Annotated in this window: 16 protein-coding genes; 2 read left to right on the top strand and 14 right to left on the bottom strand. The window is 39.9% G+C overall.

Translation table 11 applies throughout. The features are described from left to right. Positions 1–2: 2 nt before the first annotated feature. From FC14_RS10390 to FC14_RS06810, 13 genes are all read right to left on the bottom strand, one after another. Positions 3–149 (bottom strand): teichoic acid D-Ala incorporation-associated protein DltX, encoded by a 147-nt coding sequence (locus tag FC14_RS10390; RefSeq protein ID WP_156655767.1) that lies wholly within the window; start codon positions 147–149, stop codon positions 3–5. A gap of 168 nt (positions 150–317) precedes the next feature. Next, on the bottom strand, positions 318–2,180 hold the full coding sequence (locus tag FC14_RS06865; RefSeq protein WP_056977000.1) for a monovalent cation:proton antiporter family protein: 1,863 nt from the start codon (positions 2,178–2,180) through the stop codon (positions 318–320). A gap of 150 nt (positions 2,181–2,330) precedes the next feature. Then, complete coding sequence (rny, locus tag FC14_RS06860; protein ID WP_056976999.1) at positions 2,331–3,896, bottom strand: ribonuclease Y; 1,566 nt, start codon at positions 3,894–3,896, stop codon at positions 2,331–2,333. Between the two features lie 174 nt (positions 3,897–4,070). Beyond that, positions 4,071–5,153 carry a recombinase RecA gene (recA, locus tag FC14_RS06855; protein WP_056976998.1) on the bottom strand — a complete coding sequence of 361 codons (1,083 nt, stop codon included), beginning with the start codon at positions 5,151–5,153 and terminating at the stop codon, positions 4,071–4,073. 73 nt (positions 5,154–5,226) lie between these two features. Next, positions 5,227–6,477 (bottom strand): competence/damage-inducible protein A, encoded by a 1,251-nt coding sequence (locus FC14_RS06850; RefSeq protein WP_056976997.1) that lies wholly within the window; start codon positions 6,475–6,477, stop codon positions 5,227–5,229. Between the two features lie 134 nt (positions 6,478–6,611). Beyond that, a complete protein-coding gene (gene pgsA, locus FC14_RS06845; protein ID WP_056976996.1) occupies positions 6,612–7,205 on the bottom strand; it encodes a CDP-diacylglycerol--glycerol-3-phosphate 3-phosphatidyltransferase in 594 nt (197 codons plus the stop codon). Between the two features lie 15 nt (positions 7,206–7,220). Then, positions 7,221–8,144, bottom strand: coding sequence for a helix-turn-helix domain-containing protein (locus FC14_RS06840; RefSeq protein ID WP_056976995.1), 924 nt, complete (start codon positions 8,142–8,144; stop codon positions 7,221–7,223). A gap of 111 nt (positions 8,145–8,255) precedes the next feature. Next, on the bottom strand, positions 8,256–8,981 hold the full coding sequence (ymfI, locus tag FC14_RS06835) for an elongation factor P 5-aminopentanone reductase (protein ID WP_056976994.1): 726 nt from the start codon (positions 8,979–8,981) through the stop codon (positions 8,256–8,258). A gap of 7 nt (positions 8,982–8,988) precedes the next feature. Beyond that, positions 8,989–10,284, bottom strand: coding sequence for an EF-P 5-aminopentanol modification-associated protein YfmH (gene yfmH, locus FC14_RS06830; RefSeq protein WP_056976993.1), 1,296 nt, complete (start codon positions 10,282–10,284; stop codon positions 8,989–8,991). Further along, the gene (gene yfmF / locus FC14_RS06825; RefSeq protein ID WP_056976992.1) at positions 10,284–11,546 is read right to left on the bottom strand and encodes an EF-P 5-aminopentanol modification-associated protein YfmF; all 1,263 of its coding nucleotides are present in this window, start codon (positions 11,544–11,546) and stop codon (positions 10,284–10,286) included. Before yfmF ends, yfmH begins: the two co-directional genes overlap by 1 nt. Positions 11,547–11,559: 13 nt before the next feature. Continuing rightward, positions 11,560–13,863 carry a DNA translocase FtsK gene (locus FC14_RS06820; RefSeq protein ID WP_056976991.1) on the bottom strand — a complete coding sequence of 768 codons (2,304 nt, stop codon included), beginning with the start codon at positions 13,861–13,863 and terminating at the stop codon, positions 11,560–11,562. A gap of 118 nt (positions 13,864–13,981) precedes the next feature. Next, positions 13,982–14,494, bottom strand: a complete 513-nt coding sequence (locus FC14_RS06815; protein ID WP_050611226.1) for a tRNA (cytidine(34)-2'-O)-methyltransferase — start codon at positions 14,492–14,494, stop codon at positions 13,982–13,984. A 188-nt stretch (positions 14,495–14,682) separates the two neighbouring features. After that, positions 14,683–15,192, bottom strand: coding sequence for an aminoacyl-tRNA deacylase (locus FC14_RS06810; RefSeq protein WP_056976990.1), 510 nt, complete (start codon positions 15,190–15,192; stop codon positions 14,683–14,685). 190 nt (positions 15,193–15,382) lie between these two features. On the opposite strand from FC14_RS06810, the gene FC14_RS06805 reads away from it, so the two are divergent. Both FC14_RS06805 and FC14_RS06800 read left to right on the top strand, forming a co-directional pair. Beyond that, positions 15,383–16,363, top strand: a complete 981-nt coding sequence (locus tag FC14_RS06805; RefSeq protein WP_056976989.1) for a GMP reductase — start codon at positions 15,383–15,385, stop codon at positions 16,361–16,363. 212 nt (positions 16,364–16,575) lie between these two features. Further along, positions 16,576–17,847, top strand: coding sequence for a cation:dicarboxylate symporter family transporter (locus tag FC14_RS06800; protein ID WP_056976988.1), 1,272 nt, complete (start codon positions 16,576–16,578; stop codon positions 17,845–17,847). A gap of 53 nt (positions 17,848–17,900) precedes the next feature. On the opposite strand, the gene FC14_RS06795 is transcribed toward FC14_RS06800, so the two are convergent. Further along, the gene (locus tag FC14_RS06795) at positions 17,901–18,251 is read right to left on the bottom strand and encodes a PTS glucitol/sorbitol transporter subunit IIA (protein WP_056976987.1); all 351 of its coding nucleotides are present in this window, start codon (positions 18,249–18,251) and stop codon (positions 17,901–17,903) included. Positions 18,252–18,254: the final 3 nt, after the last annotated feature.

Genomic DNA, 18,254 nt, shown 5'->3' with positions numbered 1-18,254 from the left:
CTTTAAAATTCATTATAAATAAAGTGTGGTTGATTAATTCCACTGTAACTGTACAAATAAATTAAGCCTAACAAAATAACAAAATAAAAAATAGTACGCATAATAAAGTTAAAGACTGAATTATGCCATAGTTTTTTTAATTCTTGCATTAAAATGCTCCTTTGCATTAAAGCTTCATTTACTCTTTTTAGGATAAAACTATTACAAAGGCATTACAATAAACAAACTTTAAACTCTTTTTAACGAATATTTACGTTCTGCGGTAACTAATAAAAAAGCTCCCCGTAAAAAATGTTTACGGGGAACTTCTCAAAACCTTATTCGTTTAGTTTTTCTAAGGTAGCTCTAACCTGACTCACTAATTCCCGGCTACCAGAAAAGACAATGTGATCTCCCAATTGAATGCGCGTAGAACCATGAGGCGCGATTGATTTATGATTGCGGAAAATCCGACTGATAGTGATTTCTTCGATAAATGGTAACTTATAAAGTTCTAATCCATCAAATTTAGCATTATTAACCGTTAATTCATACAGACGGGCATCCCCGCTAGTCAAAATCTGCATAATGGATGGAGATTCTATCATTGATCTCATCATACCAACCCTGGTATCAAAGCTACTGTAGTATTCTATCCCTTGTTTTTCACATTCAGCTTCCTGCTGGGAGTTAATTACTGGATCTGGATTGTCTAGGCGTGCAATTACTCGCTCTACCCCATATTCCTTAGCCGCCAAAGCAAGTTGGTAGTTAATGTCAAAATTAACGTGACCTAAGACTAAAATATCCGTATCAAAAGCGCCACTTGCAATCGCGGTTGCTTTGTCCATCCTAGTCAATAAGTGCACATTAGCCTCAGAATCGTAAGTAGTATAATTCTTCTGACTATCTGTATATAAATCTACCTCATACCAACTTTGGGTTAACTGTTGGGCTGCAGAAATCGTCACTAAGTTAGCCCCAATAAAGTGCACCTTGGTCTTTTTCTTATCTGTTGGCTCAGGACGATAAAGTTTGTTGAATAGTAAGGGACTAATGATGCATGTTAGTAAGCCAGCCAGTAAGAACGCGCCTGATTGTTGCGCAGTTACTACCTTCAATTCCTCAGCTACGGTTAAAGTTGCTAACACCAAGGTGATGGTTGTGCTAGCTAAAAACGAGCCCGCCAGTGCATTTTTAGAACTAAAGTATTTTCTTAAAGCTAGGTAAGCTGGTAGTTTGGCCAACACATAAGCTAAAAAGAAGAGCGGAATCAGTACTAAGGTAGTTGGCGAGGTTAGTAGGGCCGGAATGTCTAATTTCACTCCCGTCATAATAAAGAAGAAGGGAATTAAAAAACCATACCCGATTGAATCTAACCTTTGTTCCGTATCCTCAGCAGGTTGTAACAACTTAAAAACAATTCCTGCCACAAAGGCCCCGAGGATATTTTCAGCTCCCACCTTTTCGGCCATCCACACTAACATAATAATCACAAAAATCGCCAACCTAATGTCTAACTGGGTGGTCGATTTATTAATGGTGTCAAAAAAGGTAAAGAATGACCGAAATTTCCTAAATAAGAAGGCCGCCACAATGAAGAGAATTGAAATCAACCAAATACTAGCGCCATCCCCCGCTACCAAGGACGAATAAAGGGTTAGCAATAGCATAGGCACGACTTCTCCCAAAACGGCAAACAATAAGATTGCTTGGCCAAAGGGGCGACTAAGTAATTCATTTTCTTTCAATAACGAAATAACAATTCCTAAAGAAACCGTCATGAATAAGATTGTAGCTAACCCAATATCACTAAATAAACCGGTAACATGGAATACCAAGGCCAAAATTACGGCTGTAACCGTAGCCAATATATATGCACCCACTGCTGCCTTTAGCGGTGAAACCGTTGGTTCTTGGTTAGCCTTTTTCTTAGCCAGTGGTGTTTGCGGACCAGCACTTTTCTTAAATAAGCTAAAATCTATTTCCATCCCACTAAGAAACATCAATAATAATACCCCAAAGGTCGAGGCATATGACAGTAATGGTCCCGTATGGACGATATCAAGTGCACTTTTACCTAAAATAATCCCGACGATAATTTCTGCCACCGAGGTAGGTAAAATGCCAATTTTAAATCGTGACAAAATCATTGGCGTTGCAAAGGCCGCCAAGGTCACTAATACCAAGGAAAAATCCATAATTAAAAGTCCTTTCTCTCGTTTCAAATTAAGTCCATTTTATACTAGCTTGAGTTAGTGGGCAAATATTTCAGCCTATTTCCCGGGAAATAACTTTAGCTATAAATCAAAAAGCCGTAATTTTGCCAAAGCGCAAAATTACAGCTCTTTTTATTTCGCATATTCAATCGCCCTTGTTTCGCGAATAACAGTCACTTTAATGTGGCCTGGATATTCAAGCTCATTTTCAATCTTTTCCTTGATTTCCCGAGCTAACAATGTAGCCTGTAAATCACTGATTTCATTAGGTTTAACAATTACGCGGACTTCACGCCCTGCTTGAATAGCATAACTCTTTTGGACTCCGTTAAATTCATTAGAAATATTTTCCAATTTTTCTAAACGGTGAATATAATTTTCCAAAGATTCACTCCGTGCACCAGGACGTGCAGCTGAAATTGCATCTGCAGCTGCTACTAGCACAGCAATTACTGACTCTGGTTCAACATCTCCGTGATGCGAAGCAATCGTATTAATTACTGTCTTACTTTCCTGGTACTTCTTGGTTAATTCAACCCCAATTTCCACGTGTGAGCCATCAACTTCATGATCCACCGCTTTACCAATATCGTGTAATAATCCCGCTCTTTTCGCCATTGTAACATCTTCGCCTAGTTCGGCTGCTAACACACCAGCAATCTTAGCCACTTCAACAGAGTGGTCTAAAACATTTTGCCCATAACTAGTCCTATAATTCAAGCGCCCAACAGTCTTAATCAAATCAGGGTGCATTGAATGCAAGCCTAAGTCAAAAATAGCTGTTTCACCCTTCTCCCGAATCTTGGCATCCATTTCTTTAGTGGATTTCTCTACCATCTCTTCGATACGGGCAGGATGAATACGTCCGTCTTGAATTAATTTCTCCAAGGTCATCTTAGCTATTTCACGTCTGACAGGGTCAAACCCACTTAAAACAACTGCTTCCGGTGTATCATCAATGATTAGGTCAATTCCCGTTAAGGTTTCTAAAGTCCGAATATTTCGACCTTCACGCCCGATAATCCGGCCCTTCATTTCCTCATTAGGTAAGTTAACCACAGAAACCGTCGTTTCAGAAACCATATCTGCGGCCGAACGTTGAATTGCCTGGGAAATTAAATCCTTAGCAATTCTATCAGCCTTAGCTTGTGCTTCTGCTTCACTGTCCTTAACCATTACTGCTAGGTCATGACTAAGCTTTTCACGTGTATCCTTAATTATAAGTTCCTTTGCCTGGTCTTGGGTCAGTTCAGCCACTTCTTCGAGTTTAGTTTGCTGTTGCTCTACTAACAAATCTACTTTATTGCGCTTGGCAACTATTTTTTGTTGTTCAACATCTAATTGCTTTTCTCGTTTACTAATTACATTTTCACGTTTCTCAAGGCCATTATCCTTACGATCCAATAATTCTTCTCTTTGTAATAAACGATTTTCTTGTCTTTGAATCTCTGAACGACGTTCTTTTAATTCACTCTCTACTTCACTGCGATACCGGTGACTTTCTTCTTTAGCCTCCAATATCACTTCCTTCTTTTCAGCATCCGCCTCTTTACGTGCTTGTGCTAAAATTCCAGCTGCGGTTTGAGTAGCTTGATCAAGTTTTTCCTCATAGTGCCGCTTTCGATACCAAATTCCGCCAGCAAAACCAAGTAACAACGTTATAATAGCGACGGCGGGGATTACAATAATAGAACTCAAAATTTGCACCTCCGACGTCAATTAATGTTTACAACTAATTATATTTGTTTGATTATACACACAAGAATATTTTAATGTTTTTAACGGGCCAATGTCAACATAAATAAGTTCATACCTTGTTTTTGTCGCAAAAAAATATAGTAGAAACAGCTAGGTTCCTACTATATCCTTCATTTATTTCTTATCTTTGGCCGTCTTTTCCTTAGCATCCGGCTTGTCTTGCTTATCGCCAAGTTTCAATTCTAATTGTGCCTTTTCATCGGCATCAGCAATCCCATATGCCTTTCTAACTTTGAGATAAATCTCATTCATCATTTCTGCATGTTCTAAGAGGTACTTCTTAGCATTTTCACGACCTTGACCAATTCGTTCCTCGCCATAAGAGAACCAAGACCCACTCTTATTGATGATGTCTTTTTCGACGGCCATGTCAATTAATTCACCAGTCTTGGAGATGCCTTCCCCATACATAATGTCAACTTCGGCAATTCTGAATGGAGGCGCAACCTTATTTTTGACAACCTTTATCTTAACCCGGTTCCCAATAATTTCAGAACCATCCTTAATTTGTTCAGCCCGTCTTACCTCTAGACGAATAGTGGAATAAAATTTTAAAGCCCTTCCCCCTGGAGTTGTTTCAGGGTTACCAAACATAATCCCCACTTTCTCACGAATTTGGTTAATAAACAAGGCGATGGTCTTAGTTTTATTGATAGTCCCGGATAGCTTGCGCAATGCTTGCGACATTAATCGTGCTTGCAGCCCTACGTGGGAATCACCCATTTCACCCTCAATTTCGGCCCGAGGTACCAAGGCAGCTACTGAGTCAACTACCACAATGTCAATTGCACCGGAAGAAACCAAGGCATCGGCAATTTCTAGCCCTTGTTCCCCCGTATCTGGTTGTGATAACAAGAGTTGATCAATATCTACCCCTAGAGCAGTTGCATAAGCTGGGTCAAGTGCGTTTTCAGCATCAATATAAGCGGCAGTCCCACCATTTTTTTGAACTTCAGCCACCGCGTGCAAGGCTACCGTTGTTTTACCAGAACTTTCAGGCCCATAAATTTCAACAATTCTTCCTCGAGGATAACCACCGACTCCTAAGGCTTCATCCAAGGCTAAAGAACCACTAGATACAGTTGAAATTTGCGTATCAGCTTTTTCACCCATTCGCATAATTGAACCCTTACCGAAATTCTTCTCTATTTTCTTTAAAGCTACATCTAACGCAGCTTTTCTTTCATCAGCTACCACAAAGATACCTCCTTAGCTCAATCTTTTCTTTAATCATACATTAGTTTGGTAACAAATTGCAAGTATAAAAGAACTAATTTTCGCTTAGCAATTCTTTTCTGACTAAATCTAAGGCAGTCAGCACAGCTCTTGCTTGTACATACTTTCTCTGCCTTGGGAAATGGAATTTTTGGGCATAACCGTCTTTATTTCGGTAAGCAATTCCAATCCAAACGGTCCCCACTGGTTGCCCCTCTAAGCTATCAGGACCAGCTACCCCAGTCAAACTAACCCCCACATCGGCTCCTAGCTTTTGTTTAGCTTGCTCAGCCATTAAAATCGCAGTCTGTTCACTAACGCTCCCATGCTTATCAATGACCTCCGCTGGAATAGCTAATAATTTTTCCTTAGCATAGTTTGCATAGGTGACAAAGCCTCCCATAAAGGCTTGCGAAGCACCGGGAATACTTGTTAGCGCCGCTTGAAGTTGACCACCTGTTAGACTTTCTGCCGCTGTTATGGTTAGGTGTTTTTCCCTTAACTTAGTCATTACAACTTGAGCTAAGCTATTATCGTCGCCATAGCCATATAAATATTGACCACAGCGCTTAGCAATTTTACTTTCTAGCCCATCAAGTAAGGCCTGCGCTTCTTGTTCGTTTTTAGCACTGGCCGTTAACCGCAAGGTAACCTCATTATCCTTAGCATAGGGTGCTATCGTTGGGTTAGTTTGATTTTCAATTAAATCATCCAACTGGCTAGCTAATTGTGACTCCCCAATACCAAAGAAGCGCAACACCCTTGAACTTAAAATTTGGTCTTGCCGGTAAGCTTGTTTTAGCAAGGGTAAGGCAACCTTAAACAGCATTGGTCTTAACTCACTTGGCGGTCCCGGTAGCAACATAAAATCAGGTCCCTGCTCAGCTTGATAAAAGTCACCCACGGCTAGCCCCGTCTCATTTGCAAGTGGCTTTGAACCTTCGATATAAAGGGCCTGCAAGCGATTGTTAGCCGTCATCTTGCGCTGACTAATTTCAAAGTGACGTTTAATCTTAAGCATGGCCGCTTCATCTTCAACTAACTGCTTACCTAAATAAGCTGCAACAACTTGCTTAGTCAAATCGTCTTTAGTTGGTCCCAAGCCCCCAGTAAGGATCACCAGGTCACTTCGTTTAGCCGCCAAATCAATCGCAGCTCTCATCCTGACTTCATTATCACCGACTACCGTTTGGTAATAAACATCTATCCCCAAGTCAGCTAAAACCTGACCGACTAACCTTGTATTAGTATCGACAATTTGGCCTAATAATATTTCTGTTCCTACTGCAATTATTTCTGCATGCATTTTATCACTTCACTTACTATTAATTAACATTACTATAACACATAAGTCTATTTTCTTCTCTATATTTAATATACGCAAAAAAGAGCTAATTAATTTAAAAAAGTCGAGAAAAATTAATTTCTCGACCATAATTATTACTTGCCACTCTTAAATGAATCGGCAAAGACAAACCGGGCATTGTAAAAATAATCACACCCTGAGTAAACCGTAAAGAATAAGCAGATATATAAAAGTACCTGTCCGATTGGGAAGCCAATATTTGCAAACAAGACGTTATTTAAGAATAAAAAGATGATTGCAAACATTTGGGTAAAGGTTTTAATCTTTCCTGGCATCGCAGCCGCCATTACCTGCCCATCGTTTTCTACCACAATTAAGCGCAAACCAGTAACTGCTAATTCCCGGCAAACAATGATAGCTGCCACCCATGAAGGAACTTTACCCATTTCTACCAAAATAATAAATGCTGTCATTACTAACATTTTATCGGCCAAAGGATCGGCAAATTTACCAAAATTAGAGACAAGGTGGTGTCTTCTAGCAATTTGTCCATCTGCAAAGTCTGTAATTGACGCCACCGCAAAAATGATTGCCCCCAATAATTGGGTAACCGGGATTGGCGTTCCCAAAGCGTTAACCTGCCCCCAATTTAGCGGTAACAATAGCACCAACATAAAAATTGGAATCAAGATAATACGCATAATCGTTAACTTATTTGGTAAGTTCATTTTTTTCTCCCCTTACTAGTCCTTGACGTTAATTACAATTGTCCGAACGGTAGTGGTTGCATCTTCCTTTAGGAAATTGAACTTCTGTCCGTTAATCGTGATAGTGGTTGCTTTGGAATTACCTAAATTAAATGTTATTGACTCAGTTCCAGTTGGCAAAGTCACAGTGTGCGAAGCACCTGAAGACAGGGTTCCTTGCCATTGTTGGCTTCCATTAGCACTAACCGCCATCCAAGCAGTTGCATCTGCTCCAAGTTTAATGGTTGTCTTAGCCTTTGAACCTGTTAACTCATAAGTAAAGGTTGACGCATCAACTTGAGTGCTAGTGATTTTTTGCTTAGAGCTAGTTTTTTTGCTAGTCTTTTTAGTTGACTTAGCCTTCTTAGTAGCAACCTCAGTCTTCTTTTCGCTATTTACACTCTTTTCACTACTTGCCTTTTTGGTACTGCTTGCTTTTTTAGTAGTTGAACTAACATCTGAAGAAACAGACACCTTAGAACTGCTACTATCAATCTGTGCATCAGCCTTTTTATTATTAAGGGTAACAAAGTAAATTGACCCGACAATAGCAACTACAACGACCACAATAATAATTGTTGGCAAATAAGTATAGAGTGTTTCAAATTTGCTTGGGGCTTTATTACTTTCCGTTAATTTACGCTTTTTAGTCCTTGAATCCACAACTTCTTCAGGAGTTGCTTCTTTATCTTTACCAGTTTGCTCAGCCAGTTGTAACAATAATTCCTTAGAATCCAAATCAACTGCCTCAGCGTACTGCTTAACAAACGCACGGACATAAAACTCCCCTGGAAGAGCAGCAAAATTATCCTCTTCAATGGCAATCAAATACCGTTTTTGAATTTTTGTATTTTGTTGTAAGTCATCTAAGGTTAAGCCCTTATCTGAACGAGCATCTTTTAAAGTTTGTCCAATACTCATTTAACCACGCCTCATTGCTTTCTATTAAAAATATAAAATAAGTTCCACAAGCTAGTATAGCATAGCTTGAATTATTTTTTTAGCAACTACCAAAGAATTTTAAACTTTTCCTTACTTTAGCCAGCCACCACTAACATAAATAGTTTGTCCTGTAAGATAACCTGCCTTTTGAGCCAATAACGCTGACACCCAATAGCTGATTTCTGTTGGGGCAGCAAAACGACCAGTAGGAATTTCTGCACTGACACTGTCCTTATCAGCTTTTGAAAAGACTTGGTTCATTTGCGTATCAACCGCTCCGGGGGCTACTACATTGACTGTAATTCCCAAAGACGCAACCTCTTTGCTATACGCTAAGGCAAAAGCAGAAAGCGCCCCTTTAACCGTACTGTACGCAACTTCCATCGCGCTTCCTGCTCCTCCATAAACAGAACCGATAAAAACAATCCGCCCCTGCCCACTACGAGCAAGTTTTTCTTCAAGTTTTTGCAATAACAGTAGCGGGGTTTGAACTTGCATCTGCCATAAAGTCGCCAGTTGTTCGGCCTTCAAGTCATGAAACAAGCCATAATAGGTTGTCCCCTGGGTAAAAATTACTGCATCCAAAGAAAAAATATTAGTGGTAATTTGTTCCAAGTGGTGACTATCACATAAATCATAATGGATACTCAAAAAATCCTGCTTGGGATATTCGGCCTGTAATCTTCCTTGGAGGTTCATCAACTTAGTTTCATTTTGATAATAATGGAGGTACAAGGACCAACCCTTCTTAGCCAAATCATAAGCGATATTTTGGCCAATACCGCCAGAAGCCCCTAAAATCAACGCCCACTTCACTTAATAATCATCCTTTCGGTAAAATTTGGAAAACACTAATTGCCTCCGGTTTTATGAATGACTTAGCCACCGCAATTATATCCTCTAAAGTCAGTTCCTCAATCACTGGCACAAGTTCAAAAACGGTTGCCCCTTCAAAGAGGTTCGCTGAATAACGATTAGCAATTGCTTCCAGCGAATTCATCGCTTGAATGTAACGCCCGATAAATTCCCGTTGAGCTAATTCAAATTCAGCTTGGCGGTTACTTAAAGAACCGACTGCATTCTCGGCAATTTCGATAATGGCATTGCTTAAAGCTTGGGGTTGGTCACTATCGCCACTAATCACCGCAAAATGAAAGCCGCGTTCAAATGTAAATTCATAGCCAAAGCTATCATCCAGGATTCCCTCTTGATATAGTTTTAAATACTCTGGCGCTGACTCACTGTACAAAAGGTATAACAATAATTCTACAGCTAGCTTGTACTTAAGCCCAGCTTTAGTGGTGCTAACTTCGTCCAAACCTTTTATTCCGACCATCGTTTTAGGTCGATTTACATTTAATTCCAACATCCTATACGGAATAATGTCACTTCCACTTGAATCAACTTCTAGTTTAGGGCGCTTAATTTCTTGGGGGGCGGGGAATTGTTTTTGAGCCTGGTTAGCCTCGATTGTCGCTAAGATTTCATAGATATCAAAATTTCCCACTAAGAATAAGGACATATTTTGGGGCTGATAAAAAGTTTGATAACAAGTATATAAATCCTCAGTTGTTATTTGACCAATCGATTCAACGCTCCCAGCAATATCTATGCTTAAGGCTGTGTTAGGATACAGATTCCCTATCATCCCAAAATATAAACGCCAACTAGGGTCATCATCGTACATCTTAATTTCTTCAGCAATGATGCCTTTTTCCTTGGCCACCGTTTGCTCTGAAAAATATGGCTGTTGCACAAAATCTAGTAAAATTTCGACGCATTTTTTAACATTATTTGTTGCCGAAAACAAATAACTTGTCTTAGTAAAGCTGGTAAAGGCATTAGCCTCCGCTCCATATTTACCAAATAATTCAAAGGCATCGTAGTCTTCTTTTTCAAATAATTTATGCTCTAAAAAATGTGCAATTCCATCGGGAACCTTGACAAACTCAGTACCTTTTGCTGGAACAAAGGTATTATCAAGTGAACCATAATTAGCCGTCATCACCCCATATGTTTTGTGGAAGTCATTTTTAGGCAAAAGATTTACTTGTAATCCATTTTGTAAAGTTACCCGGTATAAGGTTTCCCCAAATTGTTGGTATTCTATCTTTTCCATTAATTAATCTGCCCCTTTAAAAAATAACTAACCTCAAGCTTAGCCAAGGCTGCTACCGCTTGAACATCTGCCACACTCACGGCCATAATTGCCGCTTTCCACTCACTAGCTGTTACCTTACTTTGGCTAAGCTGATCCATTGTAGCTTGAATCAAGGCCGTTGCTTGGGAATCTTGTCTAATTTCATAGTCAGTTATCAATTCCTGCTTAATATTAGCTAGTAGCTGAGCTTCAACATCCCCGGCCACTAACACAGCTAACTGTTGTTCAATTAGATCCAGCACTTGCTGTTTTTTGTCCGCCTGAATCCCGGTTTGAACAAATAACACCTGCCTTAAGCTATCAAAACTACTATTAGCATAATAAGCCAAGCTAGCCTTTTCTCTTACATTTGTAAATAATTTTGATAAGGCCGAACCACCAAATAATGCGTTAAATACCAAGGCCGCATAATGATACTTGCCCCGATATTCCACCGGAAAATGGTACGCTAAGTCTAACTTGGATTGATTCAAATCCTGTTGTTCTTCGTAAGCCACTAGTTTATTCCTAGCTGTCTGCTTGTAGGTCAGTTGATACTTCCCTACCGTTCGGGGAGTAAACTTTAACTGTGCTATTGCAGCTAGCACCTCATCGCTAGCAAAATCACCAGATAAGGTAATAATGACTTCATCATGAGCTAACATTTCTTGGTAGTAAGCATAACACTCTGCCGCCGTTAAAGCCGCCAAATTCTCCTTATCACCATAAGGCGGAACCTGGTGGACCGGATCTTCAAAGTAAGCCTGCTGCAATTTTTGAAGTGCATAAGCTTGCTTATCGTCTTTTATTGACTCTAGGTAGGCAATTAGATTTTTCTGTTGCAAAGTAAACATCGTCTGGTCAAAAGCTTGGTTAGTTACCAACGGGTTGAAGATTAATTCTTGCAAAAAATTAATCGCTTCAGTTAGCAACTGTTGCTTTTCTTTAAGATAATGATCATTAACCACCCGCATTTCAAAATTCACTAGGTGTAGGTTGCCCCGGCGGTTAACACTAGTTCCAAATGTCGCCCCGTAAAGAAAGGCTAATTGATCAGAAATTGCCTTTTGGTTAGGATACTTTTGACTACTTACCTCTAACATATTGGCAATCAAGGTCCGTAAAGCCACCGTCTTTTTAGAAACAGCAGCTGTTGCAAATGTTAGGTTAATTCTACTAGTTTTAAACTGTTTGCTAGCAATAAAATCTAGGGTTACCCCCGGTACTATTTGTACTTGCAAAGCTCTTTTCCCCCTAATTATCTTCTTGTTTTGGTAAAAATACTTTCCGCGGCTTACTTCCTTCTTGTGGGCCAATCATTCCCGCAGCCGCTAACTGATCAACAATTCTAGCTGCGCGATTATAACCAATCTTGAAGCGCCGTTGCAATAATGAAATACTACATTTTTGTTCTTGGCTAATAAATTCTAGCACCTGTTGAAAGAGCTCATCTTGTTCGTCCTTACCATTTACTCCTTCAGCCAGCTCATCATCGCTAACTTCTAGACTAGTATCATAACTAACTTCTTGCTGTTGTTTGACAAATTCGACTACTCGTTCAACATCTTGATCCGAAATATAAGCCCCTTGAACTCGAGTTGGTTTATTGCTCCCCATTGGAGCAAATAACATGTCCCCACGACCAAGTAACTTTTCTGCACCATACTGGTCGATAATCGTCCGCGAATCCGTCCCCGATGAAACTGCAAAGGCCATTCTTGACGGCACGTTTGCCTTAATTAAGCCGGTAATAACGTCTACCGAAGGCCGTTGGGTTGCTAAAATCATATGGATTCCTGCTGCCCGCGCCATCTGAGCTAGTCGGACAATCGCATCTTCAACCTCATTTGAGGCTGTCATCATCAAATCGGATAACTCATCAACAATAATTACAATGTAAGGCATCGGTTGACTATCACTTTCAACTCCATCGGCCTTTTGCCGTTGAATCATCTCATTGTAACCAGTGATATTTCTTTGGCCAGTATCGGCAAAGCATTCATAACGTCTTTCCATTTCACTAACCAATTTTTGTAAAGCTCCGGCTGCTTTTTTAGGGTTAGTCACCACCGGAATCAAGAGGTGGGCAATATCGTTATATACTCCCAACTCTACTTTCTTAGGGTCTACCAATACTAACCTAACTTGGTCAGGAGTACAGTTCATTAATAAACTGGTAATAATGCCGTTGATAGCCACTGACTTCCCACTCCCAGTTGAACCAGCAATCAGCAAATGGGGCATCTTGGCTAAATCGGCTGTAACTAGATTGCCAGAAATGTCCCGCCCCAACGGAACTTCCAATGGCTTTTTGGGGTTCCGCTTTTGAGCAGAAATGATACTCTTAAAGGAAACCGTTGCTACGTTTTGATTAGGGACTTCAATTCCCACGAGCGATTTTCCTGGAATCGGTGCTTCAATCCGTAAATCTTTAGCAGCTAAGGCTAAGGCTAAGTCATCACTTAAGTTAACAATCTTAGATACCTTGACCCCAATGGCTGGGTGTAACTCATACTTGGTAACGGCTGGTCCTAGGATGGCATTTACCACCTTAGCATCCACCCCAAAGCTGGCCAAGGTTTCTTCTAAGATTTTCTTATTCTTTTGCATGGCTTTACGTTCACTGGACTGGTCAGTTGCACCAACTTCACTCAATAGTGAATAATCAGGTAATTTGTAGTTAGGATTGATTCGATTTTCCACCGTAAATTCACTTGGACTCTCTTCTTTAACGCTTGGCGTAGGGGCTTCATCCCAAACTGACACCTCTTCGACTTCATCTGTCACTACCGGCTTAGGCTTAGTTGCCACCGGCTTTTCTAATTCTGCTGCAACTATCTTTGATTCTTTTAATTGTTCTTGGTCAGGTTGCTTTGCTTTTAAAGTAGGCAGGGTTGCTTTTTCCAAGCTAGGCTTAGCTTTAAGCACCAGTTCCTTGCCAAAATTTCCTACTATTCCTAACCCTTGTAAAATTAGGTAACCCAACTTACCTACCGTAGCCACAACCTGTGTAAATGAAACTTTAAAAAGTAGGCACAAGCCCCAAACCCCTACTAAGCCACTGAGAATATAGGTCCCCAACTGGGCAATTAAAAAGTAGGTTAAACTATATAAACTTGCCCCTAAAATTCCACCACCAACGGAACTTCCTAAACTAGCGTCAATAATGTCTGCTTGTAAGTATTGCCAAGTAACACTAATAAAATGGGCATGGATATCAAGTTTTCCAAAAAAATAGGCAGTTAGAGCCAATAAAGCGGCCCCATACACCAAGCTAGCGCCTAACCACAAATTATACTTTAACTTAGGCTGTTTATTAAAAATAACGAGGTAAGCCCCCAAAATTATCAACAAACCCAAGCCCAATTGATAGCTATCCCCAACAAAAATCCGGATAAAATTGCCCATCAAAGTGCCAACGTACCCCAAATTAAACAGACCGATAATTCCTAAAAAGATAAAACATAAACCACTGACTTGAAGTGATAGTTCTATTTTTAGCTTTGTTTTCTTGCTCTTTTTACGCCTAGGGTGTGGCTTTCTACGTGCTTTAGCCATTACTAACGCTCCTTTCTTCTTAAAAAATTATACCATACCTTATTAAAAGTGAGTTTTGCTAATAAAAAGGCGAGCGCAACCTCTGAAAGATTCTTCTTAGGTCAGCTCGCCTTTAAGTCTATTTTAACTTATCGTTTTCGTAAGTGTGTGTGCGCTCCAACTTAGGAAAGCCCTGCTGTCTTAAAACTTCATAGATAACGATTGCTGCGGTATTAGACAAATTTAGGGCCCGAATGTTAGCGTCATTTTGTGGGATTCTGATACACTTCTCGGGATTTTGCCGCATAAAAGGTTCTGGCAAGCCTGTGGTCTCCTTACCAAACAAGAAGTAATGATCAGCTTCGGTATCTTGATAATCTACATCCGTATAATCTTTATTGGCAAACTTAGATACAATGTACAACTTACTTAAATCTGGAATAGTTTCCAAAAAAGCAGGTAAGTTTTTATGGTAGGTTACTTCCACCTTATCCCAGTAATCTAGTCCTGCGCGCTTAAGGTGTTTATCATCCGTTGAAAAACCCAAGGGCTCAATTAAATGCAGGTGCGTGTTGGTGCCGGCACACGTCCGCGCAATATTACCAGTATTAGCCGGCATTAGTGGTTCAAATAATGCAATGTGATTAGTCATTAATCCTAATTCCTTCCTAAAAGCATAAAAAAAAGCGTAACCATTCGGTGTGGGCACGGCGAACAGCTACGTTAATGAAGTACAATTACTTAGCAACTAACGGTTTCCCGATAATTACTAACAACCGATTTCTTGAAAATATCTTAACACTATCTTTTACATTTGGCAAGGTTTTTTCAAAAAATTACTTACTCTGCAACCCGAATATATTCACCTGCAACTAACTTTACTAGGTCAGTTTGCTTTAAGAGGACGGACCGTCCAATCTTACCGGCGGAAACAGCAATCTTTTCAAAAACTTTAATCCGTTCGTCAAAATAAATTGGAAAGCCTTTTCTAATCTTAATTCCGATGGGGGTATTTTCCCCGTGAACATAGCCTGTAATATTGATAAGATTTTTATTATCCGCTAAATGTACCTGCTTTTTATTTAACTGCTGGGCAACCAACTTTAAATCTAGTTCATATTCCAATGGCAAACAGACTACCAGGTAATCTTTAGGATCTTTATTAGCCTGTAAAACTATCGTCTTTAGAATACTTTTAGGGTCCACCCCCATTGTGGCGGCCTCTGCGAGGGCATCTTTTCCTTTATTAATCCAGTCAAAATGTGTTTCAACATACTCGATGTGATGTTGGTCTAAAATGCGCTCATCGTTGGTTTTCTTTAACTTAGCTTTCTTTGCCATCTTCTTCATCTCACTTACTTTAAGTTCTTTACCAATTGTAAGTTTTTATTATTCTAACGTCAAATAACGAACATTATCTGAGATAGTAAGTTTTATCACTTGACTTAGCTCTATCATTTCAGTATTATTACATTGTTTGTGAGAATTCATCACTTCCAATAACGAACATTTAGTTCATAACAGAAAGGCGCGATCTTTTATGCCACCAGTATTTGATTACGAAGATATTCAATTAATCCCTAATAAATGTATTGTTAAGAGTCGGTCCGAAGTAGACACTAGAGTCAAATTTGGCCCTATGACCTTTAACATCCCGGTAGTTCCCGCTAACATGCAGACTATCATTGATGAAAAATTAGCGATTTGGTTAGCCCAAAATGGTTACTTCTATATTATGCACCGTTTTGATGAAGACGACCGCCTTGACTTTGTGAAACGGATGCATAGCCTTGGCCTATTTGCTTCTATTTCCGTCGGAGTTAAACCAAAAGAATATCAACTAATTGATGACTTAGCTGCCCAAAACCTAGTGCCTGAGTATATCACAATTGATATTGCACACGGTCATGCCCAAACTGTCATCGACATGCTTAAATATATCAAGCAGAAACTTTCTGGCGTCTTTCTAATCGCCGGTAATGTTGGTACTCCTGAAGGGGTGCGTGAACTCGAAAACGCTGGTGCCGATGCAACTAAAGTCGGAATTGGACCTGGTAAGGCATGCATTACCAAGATTAAAACCGGCTTTGGGACTGGTGGTTGGCAACTTGCAGCCGTCCGCCTCTGCGCTAAAGCTGCAAGTAAACCGATTATCGCTGACGGTGGTATCAGAACTAACGGTGACATTGCCAAGTCAGTTAGGTTTGGAGCTTCCATGTGCATGATTGGCTCTTTATTTGCCGGCCACGATGAAACTCCTGGAGAAATTATCGAAGAAGATGGCAAGAAATATAAGGTCTACTTTGGATCTGCTTCCCAATACCAAAAGGGAGAATATAAAAACGTTGAAGGTAAAAAGCTCTTACTTCCTTATAAAGGTCACATTGTCGATACCCTCCGTGAAATGCATGAAGATTTACAATCATCCATTTCCTACGCTGGTGGCAAAACCCTAGCCGCCCTCCGTAAAGTTGATTACGTCATTGTTAAAAACTCAATTTTTAATGGCGACCGTTACTAAAAACTAATCTCAGCCCCCATTTGCTATCATAGCTGAATGGGGGCTTGTTATTATTAGCGAACTTCAAACTTCCATCCTTCTTAAATACGCCTTAAACCCTAACTTTTTTTCTAAAATTTAACTATTAACCTTTAAAAAAGCAACATTTAGTGAAATGTGCTTTATTTTGTGGTAAATTATAAGTTGGTATTTATTAATTGGAGGGAAAGAGAATGAAACGCATTAAATCTTGGCGTCTTTCATTAGGATGGCAAATCCTATTAGGGCTTGTTATTGGGATTATTTTAGGCGCCTGCTTTTATGAAAACATTAAATTTATTACCTTCGCCACTAATTTAGGTGATGCATTTATCAACCTAATTTCGATGGTGGTGCTCCCCATCGTGATGTCTAGCTTAATTGTTGGAATTGCTAACATGGGTGACTTACGCAAACTAGGACGAATTGGGGTTAAAACCCTAATTTATTTTGAAATCCTCTCAACCATTGCTTTTATTATTGGGATGGTAATTTCTAACTTAGCTCACTTGGGGTCTATGGTCGATTTAAATCAACTAACTAAAACAGATATTTCAACCTATTTAAAAACTGCTAAGACCACCCACGCTAACCTTGGGTCCGTCTTGATGTCAATTATTCCCACTAATATTTTTGCTTCCCTGGGCAATAACGACATGCTTCCCGTAGTTTTCTTCTCATCAATTTTTGGATTAGGCCTTGCTTCCATTGGCGAAAAAGGTCAGGTCGTCATTGATTTTCTAAACGCAGTTTCAGCAACAATGTTTAAAATTACTGGTTGGGTTATGCACGTTGCTCCTTTTGGGGTAGCCGGCTTGATTGGGGCAACTGTAGCGAAATTAGGCTTAGCTTCCCTTAAGCCACTAAGCCTCTTCATCTTAATGGCCTATGCAACCATGATTTTCTTCATTTTAGTTATTTTAGGAATTACTTCCCGCTTGTTTGGCTTTAAAATTACCGAGCAATTATTAGTGGTTAAAGACGAATTAATCCTGGCCTTTACCACTGCTAGTTCTGAGGTTACTTTACCTAGACTAATGGATAAGTCAGTTAAACTTGGAGTCGATCAGTCAATCGGGGCCTTCGTTATCCCGACTGGTTACACCTTTAACCTAGATGGTTCGGCAATCTACCAAGGGTTAGCCGTGATTTTCGTTGCCCAAGCCTATCATATCAACCTTAGCTTAAGTCAACAATTAACCTTGTTATTTGTGCTAATGTTGACTTCTAAGGGGATGGCCGGAACACCAGGGGCATCTTTTGTCGTCCTTTTAGCTACGGTCGGAACAGTCGGTATCCCTACTTCAGGAATCGCCTTAATTGCTGGAATTGACCGACTTGTAGACATGGGCCGGACTGTCGTTAACGTTATCGGTAATATGACTGCTACCTTGGTAATCGGTAAATCAGAAAATGAATTTAACCAAGAAACTCATGACCGCTACGTCGCTAGTTTTAAAAAATAACCATTGGTATTAAAAAAGCTTGAAATCAATGATTTCAAGCTTTTTTCTTGCTCTTAGCCAAAAGTAATTTCCATTCCCAATTCCAAATCAGGTAATTCTTGGGGTTCTAGGTAAACCGCGTTATGTTGGGGACTGTCAGGAACAGCCTTGAATTGTAAGACCGTATGGCCAATTTCCAATAGATTACTTGCTACCATATCACCTAAATAAGTAATCTTATAGGCTTTAGAACCGATTACCACTTGCTTACCTACCGCCAAATCGTAGTCCTTTGGGCCCTCAAATTCTTGAATGACCGAGACCGCCCGTAATTCCTTACTAGCGCTGGCGTCAAATAAAATCAACATCTGATCTTTTTCATCGACGGCTTTAGGACCAATGTAGGTTATCTTACTCTTAATCATCTT

This window comes from Ligilactobacillus agilis DSM 20509 (genome assembly GCF_001436215.1).
Taxonomy (GTDB): Bacteria; Bacillota; Bacilli; order Lactobacillales; family Lactobacillaceae; genus Ligilactobacillus; species Ligilactobacillus agilis.
Note: the sequence above shows the minus strand (reverse complement) of the source record. Positions and strands in the feature narration are given on the sequence as shown.

Bases quoted from the DNA above. Each gene is read 5' to 3' on its own strand.
- FC14_RS10390 (WP_156655767.1), bottom strand. From the start codon at position 149: ATGCAAGAATTAAAAAAACTATGGCATAATTCAGTCTTTAACTTTATT.
- FC14_RS06865 (WP_056977000.1), bottom strand. From the start codon at position 2,180: ATGGATTTTTCCTTGGTATTAGTGACCTTGGCGGCCTTTGCAACGCCA.
- FC14_RS06850 (WP_056976997.1), bottom strand. From the start codon at position 6,477: ATGCATGCAGAAATAATTGCAGTAGGAACAGAAATATTATTAGGCCAA.
- pgsA (WP_056976996.1), bottom strand. From the start codon at position 7,205: ATGAACTTACCAAATAAGTTAACGATTATGCGTATTATCTTGATTCCA.
- FC14_RS06840 (WP_056976995.1), bottom strand. From the start codon at position 8,144: ATGAGTATTGGACAAACTTTAAAAGATGCTCGTTCAGATAAGGGCTTA.
- yfmH (WP_056976993.1), bottom strand. From the start codon at position 10,284: ATGGAAAAGATAGAATACCAACAATTTGGGGAAACCTTATACCGGGTA.
- FC14_RS06820 (WP_056976991.1), bottom strand. From the start codon at position 13,863: ATGGCTAAAGCACGTAGAAAGCCACACCCTAGGCGTAAAAAGAGCAAG.
- FC14_RS06815 (WP_050611226.1), bottom strand. From the start codon at position 14,494: ATGACTAATCACATTGCATTATTTGAACCACTAATGCCGGCTAATACT.
- FC14_RS06810 (WP_056976990.1), bottom strand. From the start codon at position 15,192: ATGAAGAAGATGGCAAAGAAAGCTAAGTTAAAGAAAACCAACGATGAG.
- FC14_RS06805 (WP_056976989.1), top strand. From the start codon at position 15,383: ATGCCACCAGTATTTGATTACGAAGATATTCAATTAATCCCTAATAAA.
- FC14_RS06800 (WP_056976988.1), top strand. From the start codon at position 16,576: ATGAAACGCATTAAATCTTGGCGTCTTTCATTAGGATGGCAAATCCTA.
- FC14_RS06795 (WP_056976987.1), bottom strand. From the start codon at position 18,251: ATGATTAAGAGTAAGATAACCTACATTGGTCCTAAAGCCGTCGATGAA.